The sequence below is a fragment of the Hominimerdicola alba genome (assembly GCF_900112155.1).
GTDB classification, from domain to species: domain Bacteria; phylum Bacillota; class Clostridia; order Oscillospirales; family Ruminococcaceae; genus Hominimerdicola; species Hominimerdicola alba_D.
The window spans coordinates 66,255-82,071 of the sequence record NZ_FOKQ01000002.1 but is presented as its reverse complement, the minus strand read 5'-3'; the positions used below and the strand labels follow the sequence as shown (position 1 = coordinate 82,071).

Here is a 15,817-nt window from a genome sequence, read left to right as displayed (position 1 = left end):
CACCTTTCATTTGTCTTACACTTTATATACGTACAGCCGCCCTGATATTTTTGGTGTGATAGTGCACAAACTTAATATCGCATTTTAGTTCATATAATACAAAAAGCGCGGCGATCGTTCCCGATGCCGCGCGATATATCATTATTCTGCTTTGCAGTACTCAGCTCTGCCGCTGGAGAAGATATCTCCGCCGTAGCAGTCGTCTGCCACGATAAGAGGGAAATCCTCAACATAGAGCTTCTTAACTGATTCACAGCCAAGATCTTCAAAAGCGATAACTTCACAGGACTTTATGCAGTTGCAAGCCAGCGCACCTGCACCGCCTACTGCACACAGGTATACTGCCTTGTTCCTCACAACGGCATCTCTAACCTCCTGCGATCTTTCGCCCTTACCGATCATTCCGCCCAGACCAAGATCAAGGAGTCTCGGTGCGAACCTGTCCATTCTGCCCGAAGTAGTAGGACCGCATGAACCTATGGGTCTGCCCTCGGGTGCGGGTGTAGGACCTGCGTAGTATATCACAGCGCCCTCAAGGGGAATCGGCAGCTCCTTGCCCTCATCGAGCAGTGCTGCGAACCTTTTATGTGCCGCATCTCTGGCTGTATAGACAGTGCCTGTGACCAGTATTTTATCACCGCAGCGGAGCTCTCCGCTTCTTGCTTTAAGCTCCTCGGTGCGAAATTTTCTTAGTTCAGCCATTATTCTTCTTCGTCGGAAACTATATCCAGACCGTCATCGATAAGATCTCTAGCGGTATTAACAGCACCTATGCTGCTGCCGTACAGATCGTTGAGGGAAGTAACCAGCTTCTGAACTGTGTCGCTGAGGTTTGTGAACTGCTCCTTAACAGCTGTTCTGATCTCAACAGTATCGTTCTTGATAGCTGCAGCCTTCTCCTTAGCCTCGGATACAAGTCTTTCAGCCTCAGCCTCTGCTTCCTTCTTAACTCTGGAAGCCTCGGAGTAAGCAGCACCTGTAACCTGATCTGCCTCTTTCTTAGCCTCAGCCTTGGTAGCCTCTGCGCTTGCCTTAGCTGCGCTGAGAGTCTGCTCAGCCTCTGCATTAGCCTTGGTAACAGTAGCCTCAGCCTGTGCGTTAGCGTCATCGATAGCCTGGTTAGCCTGAGCCTCAGCCTCGTCAGTGATCTGCTTAGCGTCTGCTCTTGCCTTCTCGATAGCCATATTAGCAGTCTGCTGAGCCTGAACGAAGATCTGACCCATATCGAATGCCTGCTGAGAACCGCTGTTAGCAGCCTGGCTAGCCTTCTGCTCTGCCTCTGCAACCTTGTCCTTCAGTGTCTCGATCTCGGCGTTCTTCTCCTCGAGCTCTGCGTCCTTATCAGCAATCTGCTGCTCATAGTCGGCAATTCTGACTTTCATGGTATCGGTAGATGCCATCAGCTCAGCTATCTTCTGCTTAGCTTCCTCTACCTTAGCTTCGAGTTCCTTCTTGGCCTCGTCGTCACCCTTAGAGTCGCTGCCGCCCTGAGCGAGCTGGTCTATCTGCTCTTCCTGATCCTTGACCTTAGTCTCCAGCTGATAGATCTTAGAAGTCAGCTCATCAACATACTGCAGAACGTCCTGCTTATCGAAGCCGCCGACTCTTACTGTTCTCAAATAACCATTACTAGCCATTTTAATTCCCTCCTGAATATATATGTTTGCTAAAAGATAATTTTCAATAATCTTAATACCACTTTATTATACTATAAATAAAAGATTATTTCAACCACTTATTTTGACGATTTGAGCATAAACATGAAAATTCAGTAATCTACACAATATTCACAGTCGTTTTTGTGCATATTTCCGTCCGATTTATGCCGATATTTATAGAAATCAAGCAATTTTCACCCGCCGCCGAGCGTATGAAAACCGGTTCAGTTTTTTGTTATTGTAGCTGAACTCAATTCAGAACATCTGAACAAATTCAGTCAAGCAAAGACGAGCCGACTGACTCGTCTTTGAGTATGGATCACTTATTCTTGAAAACGTTGAAGATATCGTCGTAGATATCAGTCTTGTCAGCTGCCTTTACGCCAGCTCTGTACATAGCCTCAGCGTCAGCCTTCTTGTCCTCCTCGGTTCTCTGGAAAGAGAATGTCTGAGCGGTAGGAGCAGGAGATACCTGCTGTACAGCCTGAACTGCCTGTACCTGAGACTGCTGAAGAGCAGCAGCTTCCTGATAGTTAGCAGCAGAAGGGATACCGTCAACAAAGTCAGCAGCGATAACAGTAACGTCCATGCAATCCTTGGTCTCGGGATTTGTACCGTTACCAAAGATGATCTCTGCGCCGTCATCAGCTGCATCTGCGATAGCTGCAGTCAGCTCGTCCATATCGCTGATAAGCAGGTCTTCGGACATATTAACATTAACGATCAGTCTTCTAGCACCTCTGATAGAAGTCTCAAGTATCTTGGAAGCGATAACCTGATCAACGATATCCTGTACCTTATCCTTGCCCTCGCCGTGGCCGATAGCGATGTGAGCTCTGCCCGCACCCTTCAGGATTGTAGTAACATCGGCGAAGTCAACGTTTATCTCATCATGTCTTGTGATTATCTCAGCTATAGCGATAACATCGGTCTTCAGCACTTCATCGGCGATCTGGTAGGACTGCTTCATGGTCAGTCTCATATCGCTGGTGATGAGGTTCTGGTTAGGTATAACGATCAGAGCATCAACGTGCTTTACCAGCTGCTCGATACCGCTTTCAGCTCTCTGCATCTTCTTAACGCCCTCGAACTTGAAAGGCTTGGTAACAACAGCTATTGTCAGCTTTTCAAGGCTCTGAGCTATCTCAGCAACTACGGGAGCTGCACCTGTACCGGTACCGCCGCCCATACCTGCGGTGATAAATACCATATCAGCATCCTTGATAGCCTCAGCTATCTCGTCCTGGCTTTCCTGTGCGGAAGCCTCACCGATCTCGGGCTTTGCACCTGCACCCAGACCGTGAGTCAGCTTAGCGCCGATCTGTATCTGTCTGTCTGCCTGTGATTTTTTAAGTGCCTGTATATCGGTATTAACAGCTATGTACTCAACATTGCCCTGGATACCTGCCGCTGCAATGCCATTAAGTGCGTTTCCGCCGCCGCCGCCGACGCCGATGACTTTAATGCTTGCGCCAACAAGGGGCTCTTCTACAAATTCGTAACTCATAGTAAACATCCTCCCAAAAAATTTTCACATATCCTTACGGGTCATTATTAACCTTATATTTCTTCTGTCTTTATATAATCCGACCCGAAGAACATAATTAGATACATTAATACTATATCACAAATTTCCCGAATTGTAAAGGATTTTGACAATTTAATACCATTATATTAGTTAATTTTTTATTAATTGATTATATTACCAACCATACTCGCCGCCATCGTAGGTATAGTCATAACCTCCGCCGTTATCGTAGTACTGACCGTTATCCCAGTTATTGTCAGCCCAGCCTCCGTTTTCGTTGTACTGACCGTTGTCCCAGGTATTATCCGTCCAGCCGCCATTATCATATCCGCCGTCGTAACCGTTATCAACCTGACCGCCGTTGTCATAGCCGTTGTTTTCAGCCTGGCTGTTGTCATTTCCGTTGTCGGCTGTATTGTCGTCTTCTGGGTTCGTTTCATCAGCAGAACTGCTGTCCGAATCGGTCTTTTCGGGGTCTTTTGCAAATGTGGGCTTGCCAAGGTACTTATCCTTAGGTATAGCCGAAACGCCGTTTTCAGAGCCGTTATAGATGAGGGTGCCCTCGTAGTTATCAGCCAGCTTGCCCATCACAGCCTTGAAATAGCTGAGCTTGTAGCCGATATCTGCGGAGCTTCCCAGCTTGATATCAAGCCTGTTGTCAATATTCAGTATGATATTCGCACGGGAAGTTATATCAATAGTCTTCACGTTTTCATAGCCCTGTTCAGCAAGCTCTGCCATAAGGTCGATGATTATCTTGTCGCTGTAATTATCCTCCGACCTCAGATTTGTACCTGCCGCACGGTAAGCGAATATCTCTTCATCGGTGAGCTCATTGCCCTTGTCGATAAGATCCTGCGCCGTGTAGAACTTGAATCCCGTGATTATGGGGATACCGCCCGTAGGCATGGGATTGTTCGCTTCAAGTATCCTGCCCGATGTGCTCAGCACATAGTATCCGCCCTCAAACTCTATATCCGCCGCTTTTACGGCTTCCTTGCAGTCAATGACCACCGTTGAGGGGTAGGACTTCGACACCTTGACCTCGTCTATGTAAACGAGATTATCCAGCAGGCGCTTTTCAGCCCTTGCGGCATCCGTCCTGACAAGATTCATGTCCTCGTAAATACCGCCTACATTTATTATCTGGTCATCGGTATAAAGGCTCACGCCCCTTACCTCAACACTGCTGACGTTGAAAAATATCGTCATGCAGAGAATAAGTACCACCACTGCTGCTGCGACTGCCGCCAGCGCATAAAGCATACGCAGGTCAAGCTTGCGCCCGACCCTTCTCGGCGTCATCGCAGGCACAGGTTCATTTTCAAAATCAACACTCATTTTATTTCTTTCCTCTGTCTGATAATTACCGGCATATCATGTTTATGCCGTTCCCAAAATTTTACACACTTTTCGTCAGAACTCTCTGTGTATATCAGCGCCCACCGACCCCAGCACATTCTCGATAAATTCGTAGCCCCTGTCGATATAGCACACACCCTCCACCGAGGAAGTCCCCTCGGCGCCCAGTGCGGCAACTGTCAGCGCTGCGCCGCCCCTGAGGTCATGCGCCCTTACATTCGCGCTGCAGAGCTTTTTCACGCCCTGTATCACAGCTGTTCTGCCCGATACTTTTATATCAGCCCCCATGCGCACCAATTCGTCCACATGGCGGAATCTGCTTTCAAATATATTTTCTACTATCATACTGCTGCCACGCGCCGTAGTCAGCGCAGCCATCACCAAAGCCTGTGCATCCGTCGGGAAGCCGGGATAAGGCATCGTCCGTATCATTCGCACTGCTTTCAGCGGTTTTACACAGCTTATGAATATCCTGTCATTTGTGCAGTAGACCGCTGCACCCATCTCTTCAAACACCGCCGTCACCGCCTGAACATCATCACACCTGATGCCCAGCAATCCCAGTTCGCCCCCCGTCGAAGCCGCAGCTGCCATATAGGTCGCCGCCGCTATCCTGTCGGGCATAACATCGTATTCGCAGCCGTGAAGCTTCTTCACGCCGCATATCCTCAGCGTACTGCACCCTGCGCCCCTGATGTCAGCGCCGCAGCGGTTCAGAAAATTCGCAAGATCTGCAATCTCGGGCTCACGCGCCGCATTTCGGATAACAGTGTCACCCTCAGCGCACACCGCCGCCAGCATGATATTCTCGGTAGCCCCCACTGAAGGGAAAGGCAGGTCGATCACCGCGCCCCTTATCCCCTTGGGACAGGTGCAGCTTATCCTGCCATGCTCCTCGCATATCCTGACACCCAGCTGTTTAAGCGCAGCCAGATGCATATCTATCGGTCTGGGACCGAGTTCGCAGCCTCCGGGATAACTCAGTTCACATCTGCCTGTCTTACCCAGTACTGCCCCCAGAAAAACAATGGAACTGCGCATCTCGCGCATAAGCTCCTCTGTTATCCTGTAACCATCAGCACCGACAGGGTCGGTCACTGCAGTATCTTTCCTGAAACTGCATTTGCAGCCCAGTTCGTTAAGTATCCTGCAAGCGGCAAAAACGTCCGTCAGCTCGGGACATCGCCTAAGCACCGTCCTGCCCTCCGCCAGCAGACAACCTGCAAGCAGCGGCAGCGCACTGTTTTTGGCACCCTGTACCCTTATTTCGCCGCACAGCCGTTTTCCGCCATTTATGATAAGTCTCTGCATCAAGCTACGCCCCTTTAATTGAAGTATAGCTTATTTTATGCGCGAAACTTGTTATTTGTTACCTGATATCTACGGGTCAAGCTGTACCGTAACAGCGTTTGATATAAACAGCATAGCAGGCAGGCAAGGCACATACACGTTCCTTGCTATCTTCTTCTTTGTGTTGACTGTGGAAAGCACCATACCCGTAACGCACTCATCCAGCTCTTCTTCTGTCATATCCGCTACGTTTATCATAAGCTCCACAGTAACGTCTTTGCCCTGAAAACCGTCTATAACATCGCCTACGACCTTGCCCTCGCCATCTTTGGTGGCTGCGCGTCTGGCAGAGGTCACATAGCATACCTTGTCTTCATATTTAGTTGGAACATGAAGCGCCTTATACTGCGGTATCACCACCTGAAAAGGAGATGAGTTCTGCACATGAACAGTCATTTCGATAACACGGTAGTTCTCGTTTTTCTCAGAGGAAAATGCATCCTGACTGTAAACCGAATAATTCGACAGCGCATAGGTCTTGAACTCTGTCATGCCCATTTTCTGGAAGATGTTTCTGTCGTAATCCACTGTTGTTTCCTGAGTTGTGCTGTTCATCAGCGGCGGTAGGAAAAGCAGTGCGCAGGCAAGAAGTACCAGCGCCACGGTTATCCAGATTATTACCTTTTTTCTCTCAACATATGCTGAGCCGACCTTTACACCCTGATGAAGCAGGTCGGGAGCTTTTTTATTGGGGTCGGGCTTTGGTATAAAGCTGTCAGGATCATCCGCGGGATTATTGTACCTGTATCTTGCTCTTCGCTCAGATCCTTCATACTTGTTATCGGCAGCGCCAAAACGGGTCTGCTTTGAATACCTGTTGCCCGAGAATATCTCTTCGGCGGCGGCATTCGTTTTTGAACCCCTGTAGGAATTGTGACCGAGCTTTTCATTAATATTATCAGGAACTTTCAAGCTGTCCATCGTTGCACCCGAACCCGAACGCTTTGTTTGTATAGTTCTGTCAATTGCCAAATTATATCATTCCTCACATCATATCCGATTCTATATATCCGGTTCTTTACCTGTCAACCATATCTTTACTTACCAACCATTATTTCTTACCTATGAGAGGTCTGAGGCAGTTCATTATGCGCTCCTTCGTATCCTTGATATGGAGTGCCGCTGCCTTTTCGGAACAATCCTTCAGCTTTTCGGGGTCATCGAGATAATCTCTCACTGCCCCCACGAACTTTTCTTCCGTAAGATCTTTTTCTTCGATAACCAATCCCGCGCCCGCATTCTGCAGTACCATACCATTATGATACTGATGGTTCTCCGCTACCCAGGGTGAGGGTATAAGTATCGAACATCTGCCCATAGCTTCTATCTCAGCCAGTGACGCCGCACCGCATCTGGTGATAATAAGGTCACAGGCAGCCATAGCCTTGGGCATATCTACATAGCTGTCAACTATGCGGTGATCGTTGCCTTTAAGCTTTATGCCCTGTTTTTCGCAGTCAGCTATATAATTCTCATAATCCTTGTAGGTACCGTAGGAGTGTATATGGTATACCTCCCTGCCCTCACGCTGATACCATTTAAAGAGTTTCATTATATTCTCGTTCAGTACTTTTGAACCCAGACTTCCGCCCGCTGACAGTACTACCTGTGCATCCTCCGGGATACCCAGTTTTTTGCGTGCCTCAGCCTTTGTCAGCCTGCCGAAGCCTCCCCTTACGGGCAGACCCGTCACCACGCATTTTTTTGCATCGGGGAAATTCTTCCTTGATTCCTCAACTGTCATCATAACAACATCGACTTTTTTTGAAAGTATCTTATTTGTAACACCTGCGAAAGCGTTCTGTTCATGTATGGCAGTCCTGATGCCCATATTGGCTGCCGCCCTTACCACAGGTCCGCTTACGTAGCCGCCCGTACCTATAACGAGATCGGGTTTGAATCCCTTTATGATCTCTTTGCATCGGCTTCCCGACTTAGCCAGATACACAGCTGCACGGAAATTCCTTTTGATGTTCTCGGCATTTATCTTTCTCTGAAAGCCCTCTATTTTCAGCGGTTCAAATTTGTATCCCGCCTTTGGTACAAGCTTTGCTTCAAGCTTATCGGGGTTTCCTGCGAAGCATATCTCCGCATCGGGATAGTTTTCTTTTATTATCTCGGCAATAGCCAGCGCGGGGTTCACATGACCCGCTGTGCCGCCGCCTGCAAGCAGTACTCTAAGCATACAGCAGATACCTCTTTCTTATTCTGTGCAACCTTTTCACGAAGAGTTTCGCGAACGTTTACATAGTATACTTATTATCATTTCAATTATACTAAAATATTATTAACAAAGCAACATTTTTCAGTTAACACTTAACAAAATACGCAAAACCGCGCCACAGCAAAATGCCGAAGGCGCTGTTTTTTATCATTTTTTGATGTGTCCCTGACGTGATATACTCAGCAGTATTCCCATCTCAGCCAGCTGTATTATCAGCGCTGTACCGCCGTAACTGAAGAACGGCAGTGATATACCCGTGTTCGGGAAGGAGTTTGAAGCAACCATGATATTCAGGAAAGCCTGAAGACCTATCTGTATCGTGATGCCCGCAGCCACCAGCATACCAAATCTGTCCTTGGCATTTGCGGCTATATAGAATCCTCTCAGCACGAAGATAACGAACAGCACCACAACTACCAGTGCACCCACAAATCCCAGTTCCTCGCAGATTATAGCAAATACGAAGTCGTTCTGTGCTTCGGGCAGGTACAGGAATTTCTGTCGCGATTCACCGAACCCCAGTCCGAACCAGCCGCCCGAACCGATAGCTACCAGTGAGTTATAGGTCTGCCATGTATTGTTCTGTATATCTGCCTCAGGGTTGCGCCAGCCGTCTATTCTTTCCTGTAAGTAGGAGAATTTACCCGCCATCAGCACCACTGCCAGACAAAGCACAGCCACCGCCGCCAGAACGCCTATGAATTTCCAGAAAGTCTTGGCGGGCATACCGCTTACAAACATCATGCTGACGCCGATAACGCCTATTATCAGCACCGCAGACAGATGTCTCTGGAGACCCAGCACGATGACCGTTATACCCATTATCACCGTGAAAGGTATAACGCAGTACTTCCAGTTATCAAATTTAGGGAAATTTACCGCCATTATGTAGGCGAATATTATTATAAACGCTACTTTCAGAAGCTCCGAGGGCTGGAACTGCACAAATCCCAGATTTATCCATCGGCTTGCATCCGCAGTTGACGAACCGAAGAACGCCGCGTACAGACACATGGCGTACATCACGCCAAAAAAGATGTAACAAACGACCGTATTCTGGAAGAAATGGTAATCCAGCACGGATACCACCAGCATACCCACAAGGCCTATGCCCGCGAATGTCAGCTGTTTTTTAGCGTAGAAATATCCGTCTCCCATATCGTTTATGCCCCAGGCATAGGAAGCCGAGAACATCATCAGCACGCCGAATCCCAGCAGTACCAGTATCAGCAGCAGGAACGGGATATCCACGCCCTTGTTTATCGATTTGAAATTGAAGTTAAGCTTTTTTCTCGCCTGCGCCACGGGTTGCCGTATCAGGTGATTGTTCAGTGTAAGACCGCCGTCACGGTCGCGGTGTATACCCTTATCAGCCATTAATGCTGTACCTCCGCTCAATTTCTTGATAAGGCTAGTTTATCACCAGCCTCGATTCATATATACTGTAAGCCGCCGCACCCGCGCAGAACAACGCCTGCACTGCCGCATACGCCGCAGTTATGCGGTACTCGCTCCACCCGATATTGCGTAAATGCTCGTGAAGCGTCGCGCCTTTGAACAGCAGCTTTTTATTTCTTTTGAATACCGCCCGCTGCAAAATATGCGCAGCAAGCTCGATGAAAGGCACTGCCATAGCAAGCAGCACCGCTCCGTGCAGCCCCGAGATCATCAGTATGCCGCACATCACGCTCCCAAGGAACAATCCTCCCGACTGCCCAAGGAAAAGTTTCGAGGGCTTAGCCCCCCATATCAGATACCCCGCACAGCTTCCCGCCGCACAAAGGCATATCACTCTGACTACCTCGCGACTGCCGTCTCCGAAAGCCGCAAAAAGTCCCAGAAAGCTCACAAACATCGTCATCGGATAAAGTCCGTCCACGCCTGTTTCGTGTATACCTTTCTGGCAATCACATATCTCCGCCGCCGTGATAATAACTGTCATCAGCAGCGCATTCAGTGGTATGTAAGCCCACCCGAGGTCAACATACCCCCATCTGAAAGGCAGCAGCACAAGCTTGCAGCTGTACCCGAAAAGCCCCATCAGCGCGGTATAGCCGCCGCAAAGCAGCAGCTTTATCGTCACCCTGTATCTGCTTTTCATGCCTATCCCGCCGCGCACATCGCGGTCGTAGTCTTCCATAAGTCCCACAGCGGTCAGCACCGCGGCGAATATCGCCGTGAAAGCCGCTGCCTTTATCTCATTGGCATTGAAACCCTCAGCGGCAGCCGCCGCAAAGCAGGCTGTTACAAAGCAAAACAGCATCAGCGCTCCGCCGCCCCGCGGCTCGGAGCCGTCCTGCTTAAATCGGTCGCCGATATATATTTCCATTTTTCCTGTCTTCATCTTTCTGAACACGGGAATGAAAAGCCGCCCCAGCAGTCCGCCCACGGCAAGCTGCAGAGCAAATATTATAAACGAAAGCTTCACGCCTGTTTTATCGCCTCGTAAACTTCCTCAAGCTTCATGCCGCGGCTGCCCTTGAACAGCACAGCGTCGCCCTCTTTGAGATTTGCTTTCAGATACTCCACAAGCTCCTCGTAAGTCTCAAAATGTGCAGTATTCTCACGGTCGAAGCCCTTGTCGCAAGCGCCCTCTATATAGTACGCCGAATTCTTGCCGAAGCACAGCAGTACATCTGTCTTTGATGCCTTGACATACTCGCCAACAGTACGGTGATATCTCGCCGCGCCCTTTCCGAGTTCAAGCATATCCCCAAGCACAGCGAAACGTCTGCCGCGTACAGATATCTGGCTCAGCACCGAAAGGCTCGCTTTCATGGAATCGGGAGCTGCATTGTAGCAATCCAGCACGTAGGTCATGCCATTCTCACTGATAATATTCTGTCTCATGCCCTCAGGTCTGAAATCAGCAAGTCCTGCAATGATATCCTCATTCTCCATACCTGCCGCCGCACCGGCGCAGAAAGCTGCCAGCGCATTCTTGACATTATGCTCACCCAGACAATTTATCCTAGCGTTGAGCTTTTCTCTGTTATAATGTATAGTGAAGCTTATGCCCTTGCTGTCAGCAGCGATATCTGAAGCATAAACATCGCAGTCCTTTTTGGATACCGAGTAGTACCAAACTTTCCTGCCGCCGTATATCTCAGCCTTTGCGAGAAGTCTGTCATCACGGCAGAGTATCAGCGGAGCATCAGCGGAAGCGCCGTCAAGTATCTCCATCTTAGCCTTGAGTATGCCCTCCTGGGAACCGAGATTCTCAATATGCGAAACACCGATATTGGTAATAACGCAGATAGTCGGCTTGCAGCTTGTGGACATTCTCGAGATCTCGCCCTTGTGGTTCATGCCCATCTCGATAACTGCCGCCTGATGGGAATCATCAAGCTCCAGCAAAGTCTTGGGCATACCTACCTCGTTATTGTGGTTGGCTTCGGTTTTAAGTGTCTTGAAACTGCGGGAAAGCACGCTGTATATCATTTCCTTGGTGGTGGTCTTTCCCACACTGCCTGTTATGCCCACCAGTGGTATATCGAATTTACTGCGGTAATATGATGCCGCATCCAGCAATGCCTGCGCGGTGGAATCCACGATAAGGCATCTTGCGCCGTCAACGGGTCTTTCCGTCACCACAGCTATAGCACCAAGCTCCATAGCCTGTGCGGCAAAATCGTGCCCGTCGAAGTTAGCACCTTTCAGCGCTATGAACAGCGAGCCCTCTGTTATAGTTCTTGTATCGGTAGAGATATCCTTTACCTCAACATCGGCAGGAAAGCCATAGCTTCCTCTTACAGCCTGTATTATCTCTGAAAGCATTAATTTTTCCATTGCTTTACCACCCTTTGCTCGACCCGTACCCTCGGGTCAGGTTAATTATCAAAGTTCCTTCAGCGCCTCAGCGACTACCTCACGCTCGTCGAAGTGTATCTTAACTCCGCCTGCAAGTATCTGGTAATCCTCGTGACCCTTGCCTGCCAGCACGATGATATCGTCCTTTTCGGCATTCTTTATCGCCCAGTGGATAGCCTCGCGCCTGTCGGTCATGCGGACATAGGGAGTATCCTTGCCCTCAAGTCCTTTGAGTACGTCGTTTATGATATCATCGGGGTCTTCATCTCTGGGGTTATCCGATGTAACTATCAGAAAATCAGCGTGTTCAGCCGCAGCTGCTGCCATGGGCGCACGCTTTGTGCGGTCGCGGTTTCCGCCGCAGCCGAATAAGCACTTCACCTTGCCCTTAGCGCTCTCCTTTATAGCCGAAAGCACGTTTATCAGCGCATCGGGAGTGTGAGCGTAATCGCATATAACAGTGAAATCTCTGCCTGTGGGGATTATCTCCGCTCTGCCGCGAACGCCCTGTATCTTCTCAAATCCTGCTATTGTTTTGCAGGGAGTATATCCAAGTTCTTCCATACAAGCTATCACAGCCAGGGAGTTGGATACATTGAAAAGTCCGGGCATATTGAAGCTTACGTTCTTCTTCACCTTGCCGTCGCTGAACACGTACTTCACACCGTCAGTGCCAAGCATGATATCCTCAGCACGGTAATCGGCTTTTCTGCTCACCGAGTAGGTCTTGAAAGGACAAGGGATCTCCTTAGTATACCTTTCGCCGTACTTGTCATCGATATTGATTATCGCTGTATCGCTTATATCGAACAGCATCTTCTTTGCCTGATAATAATTCTCCATTGTACCGTGTACATCAAGGTGATCCTGAGTAAGGTTAGTGAATACACCCACCCTGAAATGACAGCCCTGAACTCTCTTCTGTTCAAGTCCCTGAGATGATACCTCCATAATGGTGTACTTACAGCCTGCGTCTGCCATTTTTCTGAACAGCTCAAACAGGTCGTAAGGCTCGGGAGTTGTCCTTGCAGTGGGAATTATCTCATCGCCTATCTCGTTCTGGCAGGTGCCAATAAGACCCACCTTGCAGCCAAATCCGCTGAGGACTTTCTTTATCACCGTGGTGATGGTAGTCTTTCCGTTAGTGCCTGTAACACCGATGAGTTCAAGCTCTCTCTCGGGGTGGCGGAACCATGCTGCGCACAGTCTTGGGAAAGCTGCCCTTGTGTCCTCAACGATTATCTGCTTTTCAAGACCAAGATCTCTCTCGCAGACAACTGCTGCACAGCCCTTTTCCAGCATCTGCTTTGCTGCATCGTGTCCATCAAAGGTCTTGCCCTTTATGCACACGAAAATGCTGCCCTCGGTGACTTCCCCTCTGGTATCGGAGGTCAGTCCCGTTATTTCCATATCAGGCAGAGAAGTCTCTGCCACTTCTTTTATCAGTTCATATAATCTCATTCATGTTCATCCCTTAAAAGTTTTTTCATTCAGCCTTACTGTGAAGCTACCTCCATAGTCGCGAATGTTACCGTTACGGCTGTACCAAGAGGTACGCTGGTACCCGGTTCGTAAGTCTGGTCACCCAGCGCGTAGCTTACTTCTTCAGCCGCCGCAGAACCCTCTGCTATAAGATTCAGACCGTAAGTTTCCAGAGTTGCCTTTGCCTGACTTCTTGTAAGACCCTGTATACTGGGCACAGTGACCTTCTCGATCTCTGTTCTCTGATCAGTATACAGCACAACAGAACCGCCGTGCTCGATCTTAACGCTTGCGGGCATCTGTCTCAGGACTGTATCGCCCTCGCCCTTTATCTTAACTACAAATCCAAGTTCTTCCAGTGTCTTTGTAGCCTCTTCAACAGTGTAGTACTGAACATTTGGAACATTGATGGATACGCTTTCCAGTTCCTCTTCGGTGTAGTTCGGGAACATACCCATGTAAGGCAGTACCTCGCTGAGCACTTCCTGACAGATAGGCGCAGCCACCATACTTCCGTAGAACTGTTCGCCTGTGGGGTGATCCACAAGTACCAGCATGATTATCTCGGGGTCTTCCGCAGGAGCAAATGCGCAGTAGGAACCAACGTAGGTATCGCCCTTTGCATTTTCGTCCAGCTTCTGCGATGTACCCGACTTACCGCCTATGCTGTAACCGGGTATATAGCAGTTGGAACTCTTGTTTGTCTCAACAACGCCCTTGAGTATCTCTCTCATGGCAGCGGAAGTCTCTTCGGAGATTATCTGTCTCTTGACTTCCCTGTCATTTCTCTTTACAACGTTTCCGTTCTGGTCGGTTATGCTGCTGACTACTCTCGGTGTAACAACATATCCGCCGTTTACTGCCGCTGATACTGCTGTTATCATCTGTATCGGTGTTACCTTGTTGGTCTGACCGAAAGCAGATGTAGCAAGTTCAACGGGGCCCAGCCAGCTGAGCTGATGTATATTGTAGGAATTTACCTCGCCGGGCAGGTCGATGCCCGTAAGCTCATTATAACCGAATCCGTCGAAGTATTTTACAAAGTTATCAGCACCAAGTTTAAGACCTATCTGCACGAAAGCAGGGTTACAGGAGTTCGCCATAGCCGCCGCCAGATTCTGTGCGCCGTGGTCGCCTGTGGTCCAGCAGGAGATATCTCTGTCTTCCACGGTTATATGGTTGTTGCAGTTGAATGTTTCGTCCAGCGATATCGCCTTTTCTTCAATTGCTGATGCTCCTGTGATTATCTTGAATACAGAGCCCGGGAAATACAGTTCCGAAACGCACTTGTCCTTCCACTGCAAACTCCATGCATTCTGTCTTTCAGTCTCATATTCGGGAGAATTTTTCATACCCGCCAGCTTCGCAGCCACCTGCTTATCAGATATCAGCGAAGGCTCGTTGGGGTCGTAGCTGAATGCCGTAGCCTCGGCATATACCTGACCCGTCTTGGGGTTCATGATTATACCGCAGACTCTGTCAGTAGGCTGATTTTCTTCATACGCTTTCTGCAGACCTTTTTCCAGCATATACTGGATATTGATATCAATGTTCAGGTTAAGGTCGTTGCCGTTCTGAACATCATAGCTCTGCTTGTAACGGTAGGGTATATCGTTTCCGTCCTTGTCCTTTGCGGTTACTACTCTGCCGTCAACGCCTTTGAGGTAGTCATCGTAATAAGCTTCAAGACCGTATATACCATTATCCTCGAAATCCGTATAACCCAGCACATGGGCAGCCAGGGATTCCTGAGGATAAACGCGTTTTGTCTGCTCTTCGCCTCTTACGCCGTCTATTTTAAGCTCAGTGAGCTTATCTTCTATCTCATCGCGGAGGGTCTTCTCGATACCCTCGCCAAGTATGATGTACTGGCTTGTGATATCACCAAGCTTGGTCCTTACATCGCCTGTGTCCATCTTCAGCTTCAGCGCCAGGAACTCCACAAGCTCATCGAAAGTCTCGGTGCTTGTCTTTGCGTTATCAAGTTCTTCCTTGTACTTGAGTACCTTCTCTGTACTGTCCTCTTCCTTGATCGCGGCTTTCAGTTCCTCGATACGTTTGTCCCTTGCATCGCACTGCTGTTTCAGCATTATGGGGTCAACATATATCCTGTACACCGTAGCGCTCTGGGCAAGAACATTGCCCTTTGCGTCATACATAGAACCTCTTGAAGCAGGCACCACCGTGGATTTCAGCTGCTGTGAATTAGCCAGCTCTTTCCACTTTGCGCCTTCCTTTATGGATACCTTCCATATGCCCCATATCATGTATATCAGCAATAGCAGAACAGGCAGGCACAGCCATATGGTGAGCCTTGTTTTCATTTTAAGACTTGGTTTATCGGTCATCACTTAACCTCCGTCCCGATAAATGCGTTTTATGCTTCCCCGCGGGAAGACATAA

At 48.9% G+C, this 15,817-nt stretch carries 12 protein-coding genes; all 12 read right to left on the bottom strand.

The annotated features are described in order from the left end of the window. Nucleotides 1–141 precede the first annotated feature (141 nt). On the bottom strand, nucleotides 142–702 hold the full coding sequence (locus BM265_RS01545) for a FumA C-terminus/TtdB family hydratase beta subunit (protein ID WP_074959725.1): 561 nt from the start codon (nucleotides 700–702) through the stop codon (nucleotides 142–144). Next, nucleotides 702–1,637: a coiled-coil domain-containing protein gene (locus tag BM265_RS01540; protein WP_074959724.1), complete on the bottom strand. Its 936-nt coding sequence runs from the start codon at nucleotides 1,635–1,637 to the stop codon at nucleotides 702–704. Before BM265_RS01540 ends, BM265_RS01545 begins: the two co-directional genes overlap by 1 nt. A gap of 340 nt (nucleotides 1,638–1,977) precedes the next feature. Next, a complete protein-coding gene (gene ftsZ, locus BM265_RS01535; protein ID WP_074959723.1) occupies nucleotides 1,978–3,165 on the bottom strand; it encodes a cell division protein FtsZ in 1,188 nt (395 codons plus the stop codon). A 195-nt stretch (nucleotides 3,166–3,360) separates the two neighbouring features. After that, a complete protein-coding gene (locus BM265_RS01530) occupies nucleotides 3,361–4,527 on the bottom strand; it encodes a cell division protein FtsQ/DivIB (protein ID WP_074959722.1) in 1,167 nt (388 codons plus the stop codon). Nucleotides 4,528–4,602: 75 nt separating this feature from the next. Beyond that, on the bottom strand, nucleotides 4,603–5,859 hold the full coding sequence (gene murA, locus BM265_RS01525) for a UDP-N-acetylglucosamine 1-carboxyvinyltransferase (protein ID WP_074959721.1): 1,257 nt from the start codon (nucleotides 5,857–5,859) through the stop codon (nucleotides 4,603–4,605). Between the two features lie 69 nt (nucleotides 5,860–5,928). Continuing rightward, the gene (locus tag BM265_RS01520) at nucleotides 5,929–6,870 is read right to left on the bottom strand and encodes a hypothetical protein (protein ID WP_074959720.1); all 942 of its coding nucleotides are present in this window, start codon (nucleotides 6,868–6,870) and stop codon (nucleotides 5,929–5,931) included. A 79-nt stretch (nucleotides 6,871–6,949) separates the two neighbouring features. Beyond that, nucleotides 6,950–8,083 carry an undecaprenyldiphospho-muramoylpentapeptide beta-N-acetylglucosaminyltransferase gene (gene murG / locus BM265_RS01515; RefSeq protein ID WP_074959719.1) on the bottom strand — a complete coding sequence of 378 codons (1,134 nt, stop codon included), beginning with the start codon at nucleotides 8,081–8,083 and terminating at the stop codon, nucleotides 6,950–6,952. A gap of 186 nt (nucleotides 8,084–8,269) precedes the next feature. Then, nucleotides 8,270–9,499: an FtsW/RodA/SpoVE family cell cycle protein gene (locus tag BM265_RS01510; RefSeq protein ID WP_081358332.1), complete on the bottom strand. Its 1,230-nt coding sequence runs from the start codon at nucleotides 9,497–9,499 to the stop codon at nucleotides 8,270–8,272. A 34-nt stretch (nucleotides 9,500–9,533) separates the two neighbouring features. Beyond that, nucleotides 9,534–10,550, bottom strand: a complete 1,017-nt coding sequence (locus tag BM265_RS01505; RefSeq protein WP_074959718.1) for a glycosyltransferase family 4 protein — start codon at nucleotides 10,548–10,550, stop codon at nucleotides 9,534–9,536. Next, the gene (locus tag BM265_RS01500; RefSeq protein WP_074959717.1) at nucleotides 10,547–11,911 is read right to left on the bottom strand and encodes a UDP-N-acetylmuramoyl-tripeptide--D-alanyl-D-alanine ligase; all 1,365 of its coding nucleotides are present in this window, start codon (nucleotides 11,909–11,911) and stop codon (nucleotides 10,547–10,549) included. The genes BM265_RS01505 and BM265_RS01500 overlap by 4 nt, the downstream gene beginning before the upstream one ends. A gap of 48 nt (nucleotides 11,912–11,959) precedes the next feature. Next, nucleotides 11,960–13,393: a UDP-N-acetylmuramoyl-L-alanyl-D-glutamate--2,6-diaminopimelate ligase gene (locus BM265_RS01495; protein ID WP_074959716.1), complete on the bottom strand. Its 1,434-nt coding sequence runs from the start codon at nucleotides 13,391–13,393 to the stop codon at nucleotides 11,960–11,962. Between the two features lie 35 nt (nucleotides 13,394–13,428). Beyond that, the gene (locus BM265_RS01490) at nucleotides 13,429–15,762 is read right to left on the bottom strand and encodes a penicillin-binding transpeptidase domain-containing protein (RefSeq protein WP_074959715.1); all 2,334 of its coding nucleotides are present in this window, start codon (nucleotides 15,760–15,762) and stop codon (nucleotides 13,429–13,431) included. Between the last annotated feature and the right edge of the window lie 55 nt (nucleotides 15,763–15,817).